The sequence below is a fragment of the Lapillicoccus jejuensis genome (assembly GCF_006715055.1).
GTDB lineage: Bacteria > Actinomycetota > Actinomycetes > Actinomycetales > Dermatophilaceae > Lapillicoccus > Lapillicoccus jejuensis.
Genome location: NZ_VFMN01000001.1, coordinates 3,450,032 through 3,468,911 on the forward strand (window position 1 = coordinate 3,450,032; position 18,880 = coordinate 3,468,911).

The 18,880-nt window shown below is 73.5% G+C and carries 16 protein-coding genes; 10 read left to right on the forward strand and 6 right to left on the reverse strand.

Annotated elements, in window-relative coordinates; translation table 11 throughout:
• Positions 1 to 145 precede the first annotated feature (145 nt).
• From FB458_RS15995 to FB458_RS16040, 10 genes are all read left to right on the forward strand, one after another.
• Entirely contained in the window at positions 146 to 679 is a 534-nt protein-coding gene (locus FB458_RS15995) for a Rieske (2Fe-2S) protein (RefSeq protein WP_141849375.1), read from the forward strand.
• Between the two features lie 114 nt (positions 680 to 793).
• Positions 794 to 2,842 (forward strand): excinuclease ABC subunit UvrC, encoded by a 2,049-nt coding sequence (gene uvrC, locus FB458_RS16000; protein ID WP_141849376.1) that lies wholly within the window; start codon positions 794 to 796, stop codon positions 2,840 to 2,842.
• Between the two features lie 33 nt (positions 2,843 to 2,875).
• Positions 2,876 to 3,763, forward strand: coding sequence for an RNase adapter RapZ (gene rapZ / locus FB458_RS16005; RefSeq protein WP_141849377.1), 888 nt, complete (start codon positions 2,876 to 2,878; stop codon positions 3,761 to 3,763).
• 7 nt (positions 3,764 to 3,770) lie between these two features.
• Complete coding sequence (locus tag FB458_RS16010; protein WP_141849378.1) at positions 3,771 to 4,718, forward strand: gluconeogenesis factor YvcK family protein; 948 nt, start codon at positions 3,771 to 3,773, stop codon at positions 4,716 to 4,718.
• A 112-nt stretch (positions 4,719 to 4,830) separates the two neighbouring features.
• Positions 4,831 to 5,808: a DNA-binding protein WhiA gene (gene whiA / locus FB458_RS16015; protein WP_141849379.1), complete on the forward strand. Its 978-nt coding sequence runs from the start codon at positions 4,831 to 4,833 to the stop codon at positions 5,806 to 5,808.
• Between the two features lie 428 nt (positions 5,809 to 6,236).
• Entirely contained in the window at positions 6,237 to 7,241 is a 1,005-nt protein-coding gene (gap, locus tag FB458_RS16020; protein WP_141849380.1) for a type I glyceraldehyde-3-phosphate dehydrogenase, read from the forward strand.
• A 5-nt stretch (positions 7,242 to 7,246) separates the two neighbouring features.
• Positions 7,247 to 8,461, forward strand: coding sequence for a phosphoglycerate kinase (locus tag FB458_RS16025; RefSeq protein ID WP_141849381.1), 1,215 nt, complete (start codon positions 7,247 to 7,249; stop codon positions 8,459 to 8,461).
• A complete protein-coding gene (gene tpiA / locus FB458_RS16030; protein ID WP_141849382.1) occupies positions 8,461 to 9,273 on the forward strand; it encodes a triose-phosphate isomerase in 813 nt (270 codons plus the stop codon). Before FB458_RS16025 ends, tpiA begins: the two co-directional genes overlap by 1 nt.
• A gap of 95 nt (positions 9,274 to 9,368) precedes the next feature.
• Positions 9,369 to 9,614, forward strand: a complete 246-nt coding sequence (gene secG, locus FB458_RS16035; RefSeq protein ID WP_141849383.1) for a preprotein translocase subunit SecG — start codon at positions 9,369 to 9,371, stop codon at positions 9,612 to 9,614.
• Between the two features lie 69 nt (positions 9,615 to 9,683).
• Positions 9,684 to 10,034, forward strand: coding sequence for an RNA polymerase-binding protein RbpA (locus tag FB458_RS16040; RefSeq protein ID WP_141849384.1), 351 nt, complete (start codon positions 9,684 to 9,686; stop codon positions 10,032 to 10,034).
• A 67-nt stretch (positions 10,035 to 10,101) separates the two neighbouring features.
• Here the strand turns inward: FB458_RS16040 and pgl are convergent, their stop codons facing one another.
• The 6 genes from pgl to tkt are packed head-to-tail and all read right to left on the reverse strand — an operon-like array spanning position 10,102 to position 18,836.
• Entirely contained in the window at positions 10,102 to 10,839 is a 738-nt protein-coding gene (pgl, locus tag FB458_RS16045; protein ID WP_141849385.1) for a 6-phosphogluconolactonase, read from the reverse strand.
• A complete protein-coding gene (gene opcA, locus FB458_RS16050; protein ID WP_141849386.1) occupies positions 10,836 to 12,089 on the reverse strand; it encodes a glucose-6-phosphate dehydrogenase assembly protein OpcA in 1,254 nt (417 codons plus the stop codon). The genes pgl and opcA overlap by 4 nt, the downstream gene beginning before the upstream one ends.
• 55 nt (positions 12,090 to 12,144) lie before the next feature.
• Positions 12,145 to 13,686 (reverse strand): glucose-6-phosphate dehydrogenase, encoded by a 1,542-nt coding sequence (gene zwf, locus FB458_RS16055; protein WP_141849387.1) that lies wholly within the window; start codon positions 13,684 to 13,686, stop codon positions 12,145 to 12,147.
• Complete coding sequence (locus tag FB458_RS16060; protein ID WP_141849388.1) at positions 13,683 to 15,326, reverse strand: glucose-6-phosphate isomerase; 1,644 nt, start codon at positions 15,324 to 15,326, stop codon at positions 13,683 to 13,685. Before FB458_RS16060 ends, zwf begins: the two co-directional genes overlap by 4 nt.
• Positions 15,323 to 16,456, reverse strand: a complete 1,134-nt coding sequence (tal, locus tag FB458_RS16065) for a transaldolase (protein ID WP_141849389.1) — start codon at positions 16,454 to 16,456, stop codon at positions 15,323 to 15,325. The genes FB458_RS16060 and tal overlap by 4 nt, the downstream gene beginning before the upstream one ends.
• 49 nt (positions 16,457 to 16,505) lie before the next feature.
• Positions 16,506 to 18,836 (reverse strand): transketolase, encoded by a 2,331-nt coding sequence (tkt, locus tag FB458_RS16070; RefSeq protein ID WP_425460852.1) that lies wholly within the window; start codon positions 18,834 to 18,836, stop codon positions 16,506 to 16,508.
• Positions 18,837 to 18,880: the final 44 nt, after the last annotated feature.

Below are 18,880 nucleotides of genomic sequence, written 5' to 3' on the forward strand. Positions count from 1 at the left end.
CTGTCGCGAACTCCCGCGCGTGCGTGAACGTTTCACGGCGGGGCGAGGTGGTGAACCGCCCGTGCGGCACCGCCGTCTCCCTCGACGAACCCCCCGTACGACGCGTCGTACGGACCCCCATCCCCGAGCCCCACGAGGACCCCTCATGACGGACAGCACCGACCAGCGCCGCACCCCCGCCCCGACCTCGTCCGACCTGCCGCGCCGCACGCTCCTGCGCGGCGCCGGCGTCGCCGGTGCCGCGGCGGTCGGCGTGGGCGCCCTCGCCGCGTGCGGCTCGACCTCGGACGGCACCCGGAGCGGCTCGGGCGCCGGTGCCGGGTCCGGCTCGGGCGGCTCGTCCTCGAGCGCGGGCGGCTCGTCGAGCTCGACGGCGGCCGGCGGGTCCGGCGGCGCGTCCGGACCGTCCGTCGCGACGGCCGACGTCCCTGTCGGCGGCGGCAAGATCCTCGACGGCGTCGTCGTCACGCAGCCGACCCAGGGCCAGTTCAAGGCGTTCAGCTCGGTCTGCACGCACCAGGGCTGCCCGGTCACCCAGATCCAGGGCACGAGCATCGAGTGCATGTGCCACGGCAGCAAGTTCGACATCGCGACCGGCGCCGTCGTCCAGGGCCCGGCCACCCAGCCGCTGGCCGCCAAGACCGCGACGGTGGAGGGCGACAAGGTCGTCGTGTCCTGACGCGCGACCGCCCGGGGCCGCCCCCGGGGCAGCCCCGGGTCCGCCCCGGGTCCGCCCCGGGTCCGCCCCGGGGCGCCCCGCCGGCCTGTCGGTGGGGCGACCTAGGGTTGGACGGTGGCCGACCCGTCGACGTACCGCCCCAAGCCGGGCGAGATCCCTACCGACCCGGGCGTCTACCGCTTCCGCGACAAGGACGGCCGCGTCATCTACGTCGGCAAGGCCAAGTCGCTGCGGCCGCGGCTGTCGTCGTACTTCCAGGACATCACCGCGCTGCACCCGCGCACCGCGACGATGGTGCGCACCGGCGCCAGCGTCGAGTGGACCGTCGTCGGGACCGAGGTCGAGGCCCTCCAGCTGGAGTACAGCTGGATCAAGGAGTTCGACCCCCGTTTCAACGTCAAGTACCGCGACGACAAGTCGTACCCGTTCCTCGCCGTGACGATGGGGGAGGAGTACCCGCGCGCCCAGGTCATGCGCGGCGCGAAGCGGCGCGGCACCCGCTACTTCGGGCCGTTCTCGCACGCCTGGGCCATCCGCGAGACCCTCGACCTGCTGCTGCGCCCCTTCCCGGTGCGCACCTGCAGCGGCGGGGTCTTCAAGCGGGCCAGCATGAGCGGTCGCCCCTGCCTGCTGGGCTACATCGACAAGTGCTCCGCGCCCTGCGTCGGCCGCGTCTCCGCCGAGGAGCACCGGGCGATCGCCGAGGACTTCTGCGACTTCATGGCCGGCAACACGACGAAGTTCGTCAAGCGGCTCGAGCGGCGGATGAAGGAGGCCTCGGACGAGCTGGAGTTCGAGCAGGCGGCACGGCTGCGCGACGACATCGGCGCGCTCGAGAAGGCGCTGGAGAAGAACGCCGTCGTCCTCGGGGACGCCACCGACGCCGACGTCTTCGCCCTGGCCGACGACGAGCTCGAGGCCGCCGTCCAGGTGTTCTTCGTCCGCGGCGGCCGGATCCGCGGGCAGCGCGGCTGGGTGGTGGAGAAGGAGAGCGAGGACCTCCCCGAGCTCGTCGGCCACCTCCTCCAGCAGGTGTACGGCGACCCGTCCGAGGGCACCACGGACGCCGTCCCCCGCGAGGTGCTCGTCCCCGTGCTGCCGGCCGACTCCGACAGCGTCCAGGAGTGGCTGACCCGGCTGCGCGGCGCCAACGTCGACCTGCGCGTGCCGCAGCGCGGCGACAAGAGGGCGCTGGCCGAGACCGTCCGCCGCAACGCCGAGCAGTCCCTGGCCCGGCACAAGGTCACCCGGGCGGGCGACCTCACCGCCCGCAGCGTCGCGCTCCAGGAGCTGCAGGAGGCGCTCGACCTGCCCGAGGCGCCGCTGCGGGTCGAGTGCTTCGACGTCAGCCACGTCCAGGGCACCAACGTCGTCGCGTCGATGGTCGTCTTCGAGGACGGGCTGGCCCGCAAGGCGGAGTACCGCCGCTTCATCGTCCGCGGGGCGACGTCCGGGGGCGACGACGGCACCCCACCGGTCGTCGACGACACGGCGGCCATGCACGAGGTGCTGACCCGCCGCTTCCTGCGCTACCTCGACGAGCGCGACAGGGCGACCGACGTCGAGGTCGGCGACGACGGCGCGGCCGACGAGCGGGCGGGCGGCGTCGAGGAGGTCGGCGGGCCGCGGGCCAGCGGGCCGATCGACGAGGAGACCGGCCGTCCGCGCCGGTTCGCCTACCCGCCCAACCTCGTCGTCGTCGACGGTGGCCTGCCGCAGGTCAACGCCGCCCAGCGGGCCCTGGCCGACCTCGGCATCGACGACGTCGCCGTCGTGGGGCTGGCCAAGCGCCTGGAGGAGGTGTGGGTGCCCGGCCAGGACTACCCGGTCATCCTGCCGCGCACCTCCGAGGGCCTCTACCTGCTGCAGCGGGTGCGCGACGAGGCGCACCGCTTCGCCATCACCTTCCACCGCCAGCGCCGCAGCAAGGCGATGACCGTCTCCGCCCTCGACGGCATCCCGGGGCTGGGCGAGACGCGGCGCAAGGCGCTGCTCAAGGCCTTCGGGTCGGTCAAGCGGCTGCGGACGGCGACCGTCGAGGAGGTCGAGGCCGTCCCCGGCATCGGGCCGACCCTGGCCGCCACCGTCGTCGAGCGGCTGCACGCCGACGAGGCGACCCGCGTCCCGGCCGTCAACCTCACGACGGGCGAGGTGCTCGACTGAGCACCACGGCGCCGTCCCCGTAGGCTCGGGCCCATGAGCCAGCCCCCCGGCCAGCGCATGGTGGTCCTCACCGGCATGAGCGGCGCCGGCCGCTCGACGGCGGCCAACGTCCTCGAGGACCGCGGGTGGTACGTCGTCGACAACCTCCCGCCGCAGATGCTGCCCGCGCTCATGGAGCTGCACGCCGACTACGACCGGCGGCTGGCCGACGGCGTCGTCCCCGCGCTCGCGGCCGTCGTCGACGTGCGCAGCCACGGCATCTTCGCCGACTTCAACTCGATCCTGTCCGAGCTCAGCCGGTCCGGGCACCGCCCCCGGATCGTCTTCCTCGACGCCACCGACGAGGCCCTCGTGCGGCGCTTCGAGAGCGTCCGGCGCCCGCACCCGCTGCAGGGCCGCGGCCGGCTGCTCGACGGCATCCTGCGCGAGCGGCAGCTGCTCGGCGAGCTGCGCTCCGAGGCCGACGTCATCCTCGACACCTCCGGGCTCAACGTGCACCAGCTGAGCGCGAAGGTGTCCTCGCTGTTCGAGGACGGCGGGCGAGCGCAGCTGCGGATCGCCGTGATGTCCTTCGGGTTCAAGTACGGCGTCCCGCTCGACGCCGACTTCGTCCACGACATGCGCTTCCTGCCGAACCCGTTCTGGGTGCCCGAGCTCCGCCCGCTCACCGGGCGCGACGCGCCCGTCGCCGACTACGTCTTCGCGCAGCCCGGCGCCGTCGAGTTCGTCGAGGGCGTCGTCGACCTCATGCAGCCGGCGGTGGAGGGCTACGTCCGCGAGGGCCGGCGCTACGTCACCGTCGCCGTCGGGTGCACGGGCGGCAAGCACCGCTCGGTCGCGACGGCCGAGCGGCTCGCGCGGATGCTCGCCTCGGACCGCGTGGAGACCTTCGTCGTCCACCGCGACCTCGGACGGGAGTGACGAGGCCGTGACCGACCCCCGCGTCGCCGCCCTCGGCGGCGGGCACGGCCTCGCCTCGTCGCTGGCCGCGCTCAAGCTCGTCACCGAGCGGGTCACCGCCGTCGTCACCGTCGCCGACGACGGCGGCTCGTCCGGGCGGCTGCGCGACGAGCTCGGCGTGCTGCCGCCCGGTGACCTGCGGATGGCCCTCGCCGCCCTGTGCGACGACTCCACCTGGGGCCACACGTGGCGCGACGTCCTCCAGCACCGCTTCGCGGGCGAGGGCGCGCTCGCCGGCCACGCGCTGGGCAACCTGCTCATCGTCTCGCTGTGGGACCTGCTGGGCGACACCGTCGGCGGGCTCGACCTCGTCGGCCGGCTGCTCAACTCGCGCGGCCGCGTCCTGCCGATGGCCGCCGTGCCGCTGGCCATCGAGGCGGAGGTCCTCGGCCCCGACGGCGCCGTGCACACGGTCCACGGCCAGCACCGCGTGGCGACCGCGCGGGGCCAGGTCCGGGCGGTGCGGCTGCTCCCGGAGGACCCCGAGTGCCCCCCCGAGACGCTGCAGGCCGTCCAGGACGCCGACTGGGTCGTCCTCGGCCCCGGGTCGTGGTTCACCTCGGTGCTGCCGCACGTCCTCGTCCCCTCGCTGCGCGAGGCGCTGGCGACGACCCGCGCGCGCAAGCTGCTCAACCTCAACCTCGAGCTGCACACCGACGAGACCAAGGGCTACCGGGCCAGCGACCACCTCGCCTCGCTCGCCCGTCACGCGCCGGGGCTCACCCTCGACGTCGTCCTCGCCGACCCGTCCTGCCTGGGCGACGACGGCGACCCGCGGGCGGCGCGGGCCGAGCTCGAGGCCGCGGCCCGCGAGCTCGGCGCCGAGCTCGTCGTCTCGACGGTCTCGCGCACCAGCCACCGGGGTCAGCACGACTCCCTGCGCCTCGCCGCGGCCTACCGCGACGTGTTCGGCTAGGGTCACTCGATCGAGGGACAGGGCGGTCCCGTGGCAGTGACAGGTGGGCGACAGCCCCGGGTCCGACGGGGGTCGACCCTCTCGACGACGGCAGTGACAGGATGGCGCGCGGATGGCGATGACGGCCAAGGTGAAGGACGAGCTGAGCCGTCTGCCGGTGACGAAGCCGTGCTGTCGCAAGGCGGAAGTGGCTGCCACCCTGCGGTTCGCCGGCGGCCTGCACATCGTCGGCGGCCAGATCGTCGTCGAGGCCGAGCTCGACACCGCGATGGCGGCGCGCCGGCTGCGCGGCTTCATCGGCGAGGTCTACGGCCACCGCGCCGACATCCTCGTCATGTCCGCCGGCGGCCTGCGCAAGGGCAGCCGCTGGGTCGTGCGCGTCGACCAGGACGGCGCGACCCTCGCCCGGCAGACCGGGCTCGTCGACTCCCGCGGCCGCCCCGTGCGCGGCCTGCCGCCCAAGGTCGTCAGCGGCTCGGCCTGCGACGCCGAGGCCGCCTGGCGCGGGGCCTTCCTCGCGCACGGCTCGCTGACCATGCCCGGCCGCTCGTCCTCGCTCGAGGTGACCTGCCCCGGTCCGGAGGCCGCGCTCGCCCTCGTCGGCGCAGCGCGCCGGCTCGGCATCCAGGCCAAGGCGCGCGAGGTGCGCGGCGTCGACCGGGTCGTCATCCGCGACGGCGACGCCATCGCCGCCATGCTCACCCGGCTGGGCGCCCACGACGCGGTCCTGGCCTGGGAGGAGGGGCGGATGCGCCGCGAGGTGCGCGCCACCGCCAACCGCCTCGCCAACTTCGACGACGCCAACCTGCGCCGCTCCGCCCGGGCCGCCGTCGCCGCCGGCGCCCGCGTGGAGCGCGCCCTCGAGATCCTCGCCGAGGACGTGCCGGAGCACCTGCGCGAGGCCGGACGGCTGCGCCTGGAGCACAAGCAGGCCTCGCTCGAGGAGCTCGGTCAGCTGGCGTCGCCCCCGATGACCAAGGACGCCGTCGCCGGCCGGATCCGCCGCCTGCTGGCGATGGCCGACAAGAAGGCCGAGGACCTCGGCATCCCGAGCACCGAGGCCAGCCTCACCGCCGACATGCTGGACTGATCGGGCGCAGGCCCCGGCGCGACGCCGTACGGCGTCCTCCCGACGAGTCCGTAGCGGGACCCCCACTGGGCCGCCCACCCGAATCGGATTCCTGCCACTCGGCTCCCGTCACGACCCGAGCCGAGCGGACCGAATCCGATTCGCGGAGGTCGGCTCGAGCCGACACGGATCGGGGTCCTGCCACTCGGCTCCCGTCACGACCCGAGCCGAGCGGACCGAATCCCATTCGCGGGGGCTGGCTCGGGCTCCGGGTGCGGGGGAGGGGTACGGCGCCGACGGGACGTCGTACGGCGTCCCGCGGGCCCGCCCACCGGCTGGACCGGCGTCAGGCGGTGTGACGCAGGGCACTAGGTTGGAGGCCGAGGCGGTCGCCGTCGTCGGCGACGCGCCCGGACCCTGTCACCGCTCCGGAAGGCTGCGAGAAACCCATGACCGTCCGCGTAGGGATCAACGGCTTCGGCCGCATCGGCCGCAACTTCTACCGCGCGGCGCAGGCCGCGGGGGCCGACATCGAGATCGTCGGCGTCAACGACCTCACCGACAACGCCACCCTGGCCCACCTGCTCAAGTACGACTCGATCCTCGGCCGCCTCGACGGCGAGGTCTCCTCGAGCGCCGACGAGATCTCCGTCGACGGCAAGGCGTTCAAGGCCTTCGCCGAGCGCGACCCGGGCGCCCTGAAGTGGGGCGACCTCGGCGCCGACGTCGTCATCGAGTCGACCGGCCTGTTCACCGACGCCACCAAGGCCAAGGTGCACGCCGACAACGGGGCCAAGAAGGTCATCATCTCCGCCCCGGCGAAGAACGAGGACGTCACCGTCGTCATGGGCGTCAACCACGACCAGTACGACCCGGCGACGCACACCGTCATCTCCAACGCGTCGTGCACGACGAACTGCCTCGCCCCGATGGCCAAGGCCCTCAACGACGAGCTGACCATCGTCAAGGGCCTCATGACGACGATCCACGCCTACACGCAGGACCAGAACCTGCAGGACGGCCCGCACAAGGACCTGCGCCGCGCCCGCGCCGCGGCCCTCAACATCGTCCCGACCTCGACCGGCGCGGCCAAGGCCATCGGCCTGGTCCTGCCGGAGCTCAAGGGCAAGCTCGACGGCTTCGCGCTGCGCGTGCCGGTGCCGACGGGCTCGGCCACCGACCTCACCTTCGAGGCCGGCCGCGAGACGACCGTCGAGGAGGTCAACGCGACGGTCAAGGCCGCCGCCGACGGCGCGCTCAAGGGCTACCTCAAGTACACCGAGGACCCCATCGTCTCCAGCGACATCGTCACCGACCCGCACTCGTGCATCTTCGACGCGGGCCTGACCAAGGTCATCGGCAACCAGGTCAAGGTCGTCGGCTGGTACGACAACGAGTGGGGCTACTCCAACCGCCTCGTCGACCTCGTCGCGCTCGTCGGCAAGGACCTCTGAGCCGGATGAGGACGCTCGACGACCTGCTGACGGCGGGCGTCGCGGGCACGCGCGTGCTCGTGCGCTCGGACCTCAACGTCCCGCTCGACGGCGACAGCATCACCGACGACGGCCGGATCCGGGCGTCGGTGCCGACCATCAAGGCCCTCTCCGAGGCGGGCGCACGCGTCGTCGTGTGCGCCCACCTCGGGCGGCCCAAGGGCGCACCCGAGGACCGCTACTCGCTCGCGCCGGCCGCCCGCCGGCTCGGCGAGCTGCTCGGCCGCGAGGTGGCGCTGGCCGCCGACACCGTCGGCGACGACGCCCGGGCCAAGGTCGAGGCCCTGGACGACGGCGACGTCGTCATGCTCGAGAACCTCCGGTTCAACCCGGGGGAGACGGCCAAGACCGACGAGGAGCGGGCGGAGTTCGCGCAGGCCCTCGCCGGCCTCGCCGACGCGTTCGTCTCCGACGGCTTCGGCGTCGTCCACCGCAAGCAGGCGTCGGTGTACGACGTCGCCCGGCTCCTGCCCGCCTACACCGGCGGCCTCGTCCGCGACGAGGTTCAGGTGCTGGAGCGGCTCACCAAGGACCCGCAGCGGCCCTACGTCGTCGTCCTCGGGGGCGCCAAGGTCTCGGACAAGCTCGGCGTCATCGGCAACCTCCTGCAGACCGCCGACCGGCTGCTCGTCGGGGGCGGCATGGTCTTCACGTTCCTCAAGGCGCAGGGTCACGAGGTCGGGAAGAGCCTGCTCGAGGAGGACCAGGTCGAGACGGTCAAGGGCCACCTGGCCGACGCGGCCGAGCGGGGCGTCGAGATCGTCCTGCCCGTCGACGTCGTCGCGGCCGACGCCTTCTCGGCCGACGCCGCCCACGACGTCGTCGGGGTCGACGCGATCCCCGCCGACCGGATGGGCCTCGACATCGGCCCGGAGTCGGCCCGGCTCTTCGCCGAGAAGGTCGCCGACGCCCGCACCGTCTTCTGGAACGGGCCCATGGGCGCGTTCGAGATGGCGCCGTACGCCGACGGGACGAAGGCCCTCGCCCAGGCGCTGGTCGAGGCCACCTCGGCCGGCGCGCTGACCGTCGTCGGCGGCGGGGACTCCGCCGCCGCGGTGCGGCAGCTCGGCTTCGAGGACGCCCAGTTCGGCCACATCAGCACCGGGGGCGGGGCGAGCCTGGAGTACCTCGAGGGCAAGCAGGTGCCGGGGCTGACCGTCCTGGACGAGGAGCGGTCCTGATGGCCGCGTCGACCGCTCCCGCCGGCGGGCGCACCCCGCTCATGGCCGGCAACTGGAAGATGAACCTCGACCACCTCCAGGCCACCCACCTCGTGCAGAAGCTGGACTGGACGCTGCGCGACGCCAAGCACGACTTCGCCGCGGTCGAGGTGGCCGTCCTGCCGCCCTTCACCGACCTGCGGTCGGTCCAGACGCTCGTCGACGGCGACCGGCTGTCGCTGCGGTACGGCGCCCAGGACCTCTCGGTCCACGCCTCGGGTGCCTACACCGGCGAGATCTCGGGCGCCTTCCTCGCCAAGCTCGGCTGCACGTACGTCGCCGTGGGGCACAGCGAGCGGCGCGAGTACCACCACGAGACCGACGAGGTCGTCGGGGCGAAGGTCCGCGCGGCCTACGCCCACGGGCTGACCCCGATCCTGTGCTGCGGCGAGGGCCTCGAGGTGCGCAAGGAGGGCGGGCAGGTCGAGCACGTCCTCACCCAGCTGCAGGCCGCCCTCGACGGCGTGACGGCGGCGCAGGCGCGCAGCATCGTCATCGCCTACGAGCCCGTCTGGGCCATCGGCACCGGCGAGGTGGCCACCCCGGACGACGCGCAGGAGGTCTGCGCGGCCATCCGCACGCTGCTCGCCGAGCTGTGGAGCGGTGACGTCGCCGACGCCGTCCGCGTGCTGTACGGCGGCTCGGTCAAGGCCGCGAACGTCGCCGCGATCATGGCCCAGGAGGACGTCGACGGCGCCCTCGTGGGCGGCGCGGCGATCGACCCGACCGAGTTCGCCTCGATCTGCCGGTACCGCGACCACGTCGCGCTCTGAGCCGGTCGCGGGACGCTCCCGACGACGGGCCCGGGACCCCCGGGCCCGTCGTCGAGCGGTCTGAGACGCCGGTCACGTGAGGTAACCTGTCGGGCGTGACTGCGGTGAAGATCGGGCTCGAGGTCCTGCTCGTGCTGGCCAGCCTCTTCCTGACCCTGCTCATCCTCATGCACAAGGGGAAGGGCGGCGGTCTGTCGGACATGTTCGGCGGGGGGATGTCCAGCTCGCTGGGCGGCTCCACCGTCGCCGAGCGCAACCTCGACCGGTTCACCATCGCCATCGGCATCATCTGGTTCGTGACGATCGTCGGGCTCGGGCTCATCGCCCGGTTCTCCAGCTGACCCCGGCGCAGCGGCGGCCGCGGCCGTCGGGACGACGTACGACACCCATCGGAAGGAACGCAAGGACACATGGCGGGCGGTAACGCGATCCGAGGCAGCCGGGTGGGCGCCGGGCCGATGGGTGAGGCGGAGCGCGGCGAGTCCGCGCCGCGCACGATCATCAGCTACTGGTGCTCCAACGGGCACGAGACCCGACCCAGCTTCGCGCAGGAGCCCGGCCTGGCGCTCCCCGAGACCTGGGACTGCCCCCGCTGCGGCTTCCCGGCCGGCCAGGACCGCGAGAACCCGCCGGCCCCGCCGAAGGTGGAGCCCTACAAGACGCACCTGGCCTACGTGAAGGAGCGGCGCTCGGACGCCGACGGCGAGGCCATCCTCCAGGAGGCCCTCTCGACGCTGCGGGAGCGCGGCCTCATCCAGTGAGCTGAGCAACCACGAAGCGGGCCGCCCCCTCAGGGGGCGGCCCGCTTCGTCGTCCGGCGTGCCGGGCTCAGCGCGGCAGCCGGCTCGCGGCGGCCTCGTCCACCAGCCACCGGGTCGCCTCCTCGCCGCGGACGCCCGACGCGGGGACGTCCCAGCGGTCGGCCCCCGGGGCCAGCGCCGCGGCCACGGCCTCGCCCTTGTCGTCCCCCGCGACGAGGAACCAGACCTCGCGGGCCCGGGCGAGGGCCTCGAAGGTCAGCGAGACCCGGTCCGGCGGCGGCTTGGGGGAGTCGTGGACGGCCACGGTGATCGCCCCCTCGGTGCGCTGCGCGGGGTGGTGCGGGAAGAGCGACGCGACGTGCCCGTCCGGGCCCACACCGAGCAGGACGACGTCGAAGGAGCCCTGCCCGTGCTCGCGGACCGTCTGCGCGTACGACGCCGCGCTGGCCTCCGCCGAGTCGCTCGCATCCGGGCCGGCGACCCGGAAGACGCGCTGCGGGTCGAGGCCCAGCGAGGACAGCCCGGCCTCGTCGTTCTGGGTGTCGTTGCGCTCGCCGTCGCCGGCGGGCAGGTAGCGCTCGTCGCCCCACCACAGGTCGACCCGCGACCAGTCGACGGACGACCGGCCGGGCGTCTGCAGCACGGAGCCCCAGACGGCCGAGCCCATCGACCCGCCGGTGAGGACGAGCTGGGCCCGTCCGCCGCGGGCCTGCGCGTCGACCGCGGCGGCGACGAGCCGGGCCGCCACCGCGTCGGCGAGCTGCTGCTTGCCGGGGTGGACGACCACCTGCGGCTCGGCGCTCACGACGTGGCCTTCTTCGCGGTCCGCTTGGCGGTCGTCCTCGTCGCGGCCGCCTTCGTGCTCGCCTTCGGGGTCGCCGTCCGCTTCGCCGTCCTCTTCGCGGGCGCCGCCAGGGCGCCGAGGTCCTGCTCGCGCGGGGTCGGCTCGTCGGCGAGCTTGGCCGCGGTGGCGGTGCGGACCTGGTCGGTGTCGCCGGTCTCCGGCGCGGTCGGGGCGGTGACCATGGCCGACGCGGCCGCGGCGTGGTGGTCGCGGGCGAGCCGGCGCTGGGTGCGACGGGCCTCCTCGACCGAGGGCGCCTCGCCGGCGGCGGCGGCCTCGCTGGCCGTCTTCGTGGCGGGGGTGAGCAGCTCGAGGCCGGTGACCAGCGTCTCGGCGTACACCTCGTCGTTGTCGAGCCGACGCAGCTCGTCGGCCAGGCACTCGGCCAGGCCACGGCGCTTGAGGCTGATCCGCCGGTCCGGCTGGCCGGGCTGGGACAGCGTGGCGACAGTGCCGTCGGGGCGGACGAGGTCGATGGGCCCGTTGGACCGCTCGAGCCGCACGCCGACGACGCCGGAGCCGGCCCGGGTCCGCACCCGCTGGACGGGGACCCGCAGGGTCGAGCCCAGCCACGCGGCGAGCAGGTCCGAGGACGGCGAGTCCACGGCCCCCTCGACGACGGCCTCGGTGACGGGCAGGTACGGCGGCCCGTCGAGGGCCGCCGCGAGCAGCCCGCGCCACAGCGTGACGCGGGTCCAGGCGAGGTCGGTGTCGCCGGGGCTGAACGTCCTCGCCTGCCGCTTGAGCGCGGCCTTGGGGTTGCTCGACTCGGCGGCGTCGGTGATCCGGCGGTGCGCCATGACCGCGATCGGGTCCTTGCGCAGGTCGGCCGGGGCCTCGTGCGGCCACCACGCCACGACAGGCGAGTCGGGCAGCAGCAGCGGGACGACGACGCTCTGGCCGTGATTGGCCAGGGGCCCGTAGAGCCGCAGGACGACGACCTCGCTCGCGCCGGCGTCGCCGCCGACGCGGATCTGCGCGTCCATCCGGTTGGCGCCGCGGCGGTTGCCGGCGACGACGACGAGGATCCGGCAGGGGTGCTGCCGGCTCGCGTCGTTGGCCGCCTCGATGACGTCCTCGGCCTGGGTGTCCTCGACGACGATGACGAGGGTGAGGACGCGCCCCAGGGTCATCGCGCCGACGTCGTTGCGCAGGCTCACCAGCTTCTTGCTGACGGCGACGCTCGTCGTCTTGGGAAGGTCGACGATCACCGGGGTCCCCGTCCAGTAGCGGAGCGAGGAACGAGCGGAGAACTGGGTGGGGTGGTCAAGGCATCCTCCAGGTGCGGCCGTCACGGGCCATCATGTCGTCGCTCGCGGCGGGACCCCAGCCACCGGCGGGGTAGGGCTGCGGCTTGCCGTGCTGGCCCCACCACTGCTCGATCGGGTCGAGGATCTTCCAGGAGAGCTCGACCTCCTCGTGGCGGGGGAAGAGCGGCGGGTCGCCGAGCAGGACGTCGAGGATGAGCCGCTCGTAGGCCTCGGGGGAGGACTCGGTGAAGGCGTTGCCGTAGCCGAAGTCCATCGTCACGTCGCGCACCTCCATCTGCGCGCCCGGCACCTTTGAGCCGAAGCGCATGGTGATGCCCTCGTCGGGCTGCACCCGGACGACGATGGCGTTCTGGCCCAGCTCCTCGGTCGCGGTGTCGTCGAAAGGCAGGTGCGGCGCCTTCTTGAAGACGACGGCGATCTCGGTGACCCGCTTGCCCAGCCGCTTGCCGGTGCGCAGGTAGAACGGCACGCCCGCCCAGCGGCGGGTGTCGACCTCGAGCTTGACCGCGGCGTAGGTCTCCGTGGTGGACGTCTTCGCGACCCCGTCCTCCTGCAGGTAGCCGACGACCTCCTCGGCGCCCTGCCACCCGGCGGCGTACTGGCCGCGGGCGGTGGCCGCGCCGATGTCCCTGGGCACCCGGACGGCCGAGAGGACCTTCTCCTTCTCGGCGCGCAGGTCGTCGGCCCGGAACGAGACCGGCTCCTCCATCGCCGTGAGGGCGAGCAGCTGGAGCAGGTGGTTCTGGATGACGTCGCGGGCGGCGCCGATGCCGTCGTAGTAGCCCGCGCGCCCGCCGATGCCGATGTCCTCGGCCATGGTGATCTGCACGTGGTCGACGTAGTTCGCGTTCCACACCGGCTCGAACATCTGGTTCGCGAAGCGCAGCGCCAGGATGTTCTGGACCGTCTCCTTGCCGAGGTAGTGGTCGATCCGGAAGACCGAGTCGGCCGGGAAGACGCTCTCGACGATGGAGTTCAGCTCGCGGGCGCTGGGCAGGTCGTGCCCGAAGGGCTTCTCGATGACGACGCGGCGCCACGAGTCGGTCGCCGCCGTCGCGAGGCCCGAGCGCTCGAGCTGCTCGCAGACCATGGAGAACGAGCCGGGCGGGATGGACAGGTAGAACGCGAGGTTGCCGCCCGTCCCGCGCTCCTGCTCGAGCTGGTGGACGGTCTGGGCGAGCAGGTCGAAGGCGGCCGGGTCGTCGAAGGTGCCAGGGACGAACCGGAAGCCCTCCGAGAGGTTGCGCCACACGTCCTCGCGGAAGGGGGTGCGCGCGTGCTGCTTGACCGACTCGTAGACGACCTGCCCGAAGTCCTGGTCGGCCCAGTCGCGGCGGGCGAAACCGACGAGCGAGAAGCCCGGCGGCAGCAGGCCGCGGTTGGCCAGGTCGTAGATGGCCGGCATGAGCTTCTTGCGCGACAGGTCACCCGTCACGCCGAACAGCACCATGCCGCAGGGGCCGGCGATGCGCGGCAGCCGCCGGTCCCTCGCGTCGCGCAGCGGGTTCCGGCCCGCCGCCACCGTGGCCGCGCTCATGCGACCCCGAGCGCGGCGAGGACCTGGGCCAGCCCCGACGCGTGGTCGGTGAGGTGCAGGCGCAGCACCGGGCGGCCGTGGTCGGCGAGGACCCCGGCGTCACCGGCGGCCTGGGCCGCGATGAACTGCCCGAAGGTGAAGTCGCGGCCGGGGATCTCCAGGTCCTCCTGCGGATCGGCCGTGATCTGCAGGTAGACCCCGACGCGGGGGCCGCCCTTGTGGAACTGGCCGGTCGAGTGCAGGAAGCGCGGGCCCCACCCGAACGTCGTCGGGCGCTCCGTGCGCAGGGCGAGCGCGCGCCGGCAGTCGGCCAGCGGCGCGTCCTCGAGGCGGTCGAGGTAGGCCATGACGGCGAGGTAGCCCTGCTCGGGGTCGAGCTGGGCCAGCAGCGCGTCGACCGCGGCCGGGACGGTGGTGGCGTCCCCGAGCCAGCCGTCGGTGCCGCCGATGGCGCGGATCTGCACGTCGCCGTCGGTGGCGTCGGGCTCGCCCGCCGACCCGATGCCCTGGTCGAGCAGCTCGCGGGCCGCGGCCTTGGCGCTCTCGACGTCGGGCTGGTCGAACGGGTTGATCCCGAGCAGCCGCCCGGCGGCCGCGGTGGCGACCTCCCACAGCAGCATCTGCGCGCCGAGGCTGCCCCCGACCCACACCGCGCTGCGGTGGCTCTCGCCCTCGACGGTGGCGTTCGACTCGTCGGCGTCCACGTCGATGAGGTGGGCGACGGTGACGTCGTGCGCGGGGACGCGGACCTCCGGGTCGGCGTCGTCGTGGACGACGACCGGGAGCAGACCGGTGCCCTGCTTGCCGGTGGACTCGGCGATGAGCTGCTCGGCCCAGTCGGCGAACCCGACGATGCCCGACCCCTCGTCGACGAGGGCGAGCTTGTCGCGCAGCGGGTCGGTGCCGGCGATGGCGGCGCCGAGCCGCAGGCCCGGGTTGCCGTCGTCGTCGGCGGCCAGCAGGTCGGCGACCGACTCGGCGTCGTCGAGCAGCGCCTCGACGTCGACCCCGGCCAGACCGCTGGGCACGAGCCCGAACGCGGTGAGGGCCGAGTAGCGCCCGCCGACGTTCGGGTCGGCGTTGACGACGCGGAACCCCTTCTCGCGGGCGTCCTGGTCCAGCGGGCTACCGGGGTCGGTGACGACGACGATGCGCGTCGTCGGGTCGATCCCCGCGTCGCGGAACGCGGCTTCGTACGCCCGCCGCTGCGAGTCGGTCTCGACGGTGGAGCCGGACTTGCTCGACACGACGACGATCGTGCGGTCGAGCCGGTCGGTGAGGGCCGAGCGGACGTAGTCCGGGTCCGAGGAGTCGAGGACGGTCAGCGGCTTGTGCGCGGTCGCGCAGATGACCTCGGGGGCGAGCGACGAGCCGCCCATGCCGCAGAGGACGACGTGGTCGACCTGGTCGGACATGAGGTCGTCGCGCAGGGCCGCGATCTCCCCGACGAGCGGGCGGGAGCTGCGCGGCAGGCCCACCCAGGACAGGCGCTTGGCCGACTCGCTCTCCGCGTCGGAGCCCCACAGCGTGGGGTCCTGCGCGAAGAGCTTCGAGGCGAAGCCCGCCTCGACGAGTCCGGGGACGTGCTGGCTGACCGCGTCGGCCGCAGGGCCGGACGCGGTGACGGAGAGCGTGCTCACTGGTCCGAGCCCACCTTGCCCTGCGCCGCGCCGTCGAGGTTGGCCTTGACCTCGTCGAGGAGCTGGCCCCAGGCCTTCTCGAACTTGTCGACGCCCTCGACCTCGAGCTGCTGGACGACGTCGGCGTAGGAGACGCCGAGCGCCTCGAGCCGGTCGAGGACGTCCTGCGCCTCGGCGTAGTGGCCGGTGATGGTGTCGCCGGTCACCTGGCCGTGGTCGGCGGTGGCGTCGAGCGTCTTCTCCGGCATGGTGTTGACGACGCCCTGGGCGACGAGCTCGGTGACGTAGAGGGTGTCGGGAAGGCTCGGGTCCTTGACCCCGGTCGAGGCCCACAGCGGGCGCTGCGGGCGGGCGCCGGCGGCGGCGAGGGACTCCCAGCGCGGGGTCGAGAAGACCTCTTCGTAGGCCTGGTAGGCCAGGCGCGCGTTGGCGACGCCGGCCTTGCTCTTGAGCGCCTTCGCCTCGTCGGTGCCGATGGCGTCCAGCCGCTTGTCGATCTCGGTGTCGACGCGGGAGACGAAGAACGACGCGACCGAGACGAGGGTCGAGACCTCCTTGCCGTTGGCCTTGGCCTGCTCGACGCCCTCGAGGAAGGCGTTCATCACGGCGCGGTAGCGCTCGAGGGAGAAGATCAGCGTGACGTTGACGCTGATGCCCTCGGCGAGGACGGCGGTGATGGCCGGCAGGCCCTCGACGGTCGCCGGGATCTTGATGAGGACGTTGTCGCGGCCGACGGCGTCGCGCAGCTGCTTGGCCTGCTCGACGGTCTTCTCGGTGTCGTGGGCCAGACGCGGGTCGACCTCGATCGACACGCGGCCGTCGACGCCGTCGGTGGCCTCGAAGACGGGCTGCATGACGTCGCACGCGTTGCGGACGTCCTGTGTCGTCATGAGGAAGACGGCCTCCTCGACGCTCTTGCCGTCGGCGGCGAGCAGGGCGACCTGCTCGTCGTAGGCGGTGCCCTGGGACAGGGCCGCCTGGAAGATCGACGGGTTGGTCGTCACGCCGGTGACGTTGCGCGTCTTGACCAGCTCGGCGAGGTTGCCGCTGTTGAGGCGGTCGCGGGAGAGGTCGTCGAGCCAGATGGAGACGCCGGCGTCGGCGAGGGCTTGCAGGTTCTGGTTGGTCATGGTTCTTCGCTTCCTGTGGCTGGTGGAGCCGGGAGAGGGGCGGGGCGCGTCAGCGCGCGCCGGAGCCGGCCTTGAGGGCGGCGGGCTCGGAGCCCGTGCCGGCGGCGTCGTACGGGGGCACCTCGTCGAGCGCGCCGTCGGTCTCGGTGCGCGGCGCCGTGCCGTCGAGGACGGGCACCCGGGGCTGCCCGGCCGCCGTGGCCGCCTTGAGGGAGGCCTTGGCCTCCTTGACGACGACCTCGGCCGTCAGGCCGAACTCGCGGTAGAGGGTCTTGGCGTCGGCCGAGGCGCCGAAGTGGTCGATGCCGATGGCCCGGCCGGCGTCGCCGACGATGTCGTGCCACCCGAGGGTGGCCCCGGCCTCGATGCTCACGCGCGCCCGTACGGCGCTCGGCAGCACCTTCTCCTGGTAGCCGCGGGTCTGCTCCTGGAACCACTCGCGGCACGGCATGGAGACGACCCGGGTCGCGATGCCCGACCGCTCGAGGCGCTCGCGCGCGTCGAGCGCGATCGGGACCTCGGAGCCGGTCGCGACGAGGATGACGTCGGGGGTGCCGCCGTGGCCGGCGTCGGCCAGGACGTAGGCACCCTTGGCGACGCCCGACGCCTTGGCGTAGACCTTGCGGTCGACGACGGGGAGGTTCTGGCGGCTGAGGGCCAGACCGGCGGGGCGGGCCTTCTCGAGGATGGTGCGCCAGGCGACCGCGGTCTCGTTGGCGTCCGCGGGGCGTACGACGTCGAGGCCGGGCATCGCGCGCAGCGAGGCGAGCTGCTCGACCGGCTGGTGGGTCGGGCCGTCCTCGCCGAGACCGATCGAGTCATGGGTCCACACGAAGGTGACCGGCAGACCCTGGATGGCCGCGAGGCGCACGGCGCCGCGCATGTAGTCGGAGAAGGTGAGGAAGGTGCCGCCGTACGGGCGGGTGAGGCCCTCGAGCGCGATGCCGTTGAGGATCGCGCCCATGCCGAACTCGCGGATGCCGAAGTGCAGGGTGCGGCCGTAGGGCCCGCCCTTCCATGCGTCGGTCTGCTTGCCGGCGGGGATGAAGGACGGCTGGCCCTCCATCGTCGTGTTGTTGGACTCGGCCAGGTCGGCCGAGCCGCCCCACAGCTCGGGCATGACCTCGGCGAGCGCGCCGAGGACCTTGCCGGACGCGGCGCGGGTGGCCAGGCCCTTCTCGGTGTCGGTCGGGAAGACCGGCAGCGCCTTGACCAGCCCGGCGGGGAGCTCCCCGGCGACGAGGCGGTCGAGCAGGGCGGCGGAGTCCTTGTTGGCCTTGCGCCAGGCCTTGTAGGCCTTGTCCCACTCGCGGTGGGCGGCCTTGCCGCGCTTGACGACCTCGCGCGCCCGGGCCAGGACGGGCCGCTCGACGGTGAACGCCTTCTCGGCGGGGAAGCCGAGCAGCTCCTTGGTCGCGCGGACCTCGTCGGGGCCGAGGGCGGAGCCGTGGGCCTTGCCGGTGTCCTGCTTGGTCGGGGCCGGCCAGGCGATGATCGTCTTGAGCAGCACGAGGGTCGGCTTGTCGAGGACCTTCTCCCCGGCGCGGATGGCGGCCAGCAGCGCGTCGACGTCCTCGACGTAGGTGTGCCCGCCCTGCCCGTCGGCGGCCTGCTGGCGCCAGTCGACCACGCGCACGTCCCAGCCGTAGGCCTCGTAGCGCTTCGCGACGTCCTCGGAGAACGAGATGTTGGTGTCGTCCTCGATGGAGATGTGGTTCTGGTCGTAGACGACGGTGAGGTTGCCCAGCTCCTGGTGGCCGGCCAGCGCGCTCGCCTCGTGGCTGACGCCCTCCATGATGTCGCCGTCCGAGGCCAGCACGTAGACGTGGTGGTCGAACGGGCTGGTGCCCGGCTTCGCGTCGGGGTCGAGCAGGCCGCGCTGGCGACGCTGCGCCATGGCCATGCCGACGGCGGACGCGAGACCGGACCCGAGCGGGCCGGTGGTGATCTCGACGCCCTTGGTGTGGTGGACCTCCGGGTGGCCCGGGGTGAGGCTGCCCCAGGTCCGCAGCGCCTCGAGGTCGCTCAGCTCGAGCCCGTAGCCGGACAGGAAGAGCTGGACGTACTGGGTGAGGCTGGAGTGGCCGCACGACAGGACGAAGCGGTCCCGGCCGAGCCAGGTCGGGTCGCTCGGGTCGTGGGTCATCACCTGCTGGTAGATCAGGTAGGCCACCGGCGCGAGGGACATCGCGGTGCCGGGGTGGCCGTTGCCGACCTTCTGCACGGCGTCGGCCGCGAGGAGGCGGGCGGTGTCCACGGCCCGCACGTCGAGGTCCGTCCACCCCGCCTTCGTGGCCACGGGGGCCGGCAGGTCCGGGCTGCGCCCGGCGAGGGGGGAGGCGGCGCGCTTCAAGGCGCGGGTGGCCGTGGTGGTCGTCACAGGTGTTGTCTCCTTCGGAGGTCTGGCGTTCACTCCCAGGCGGT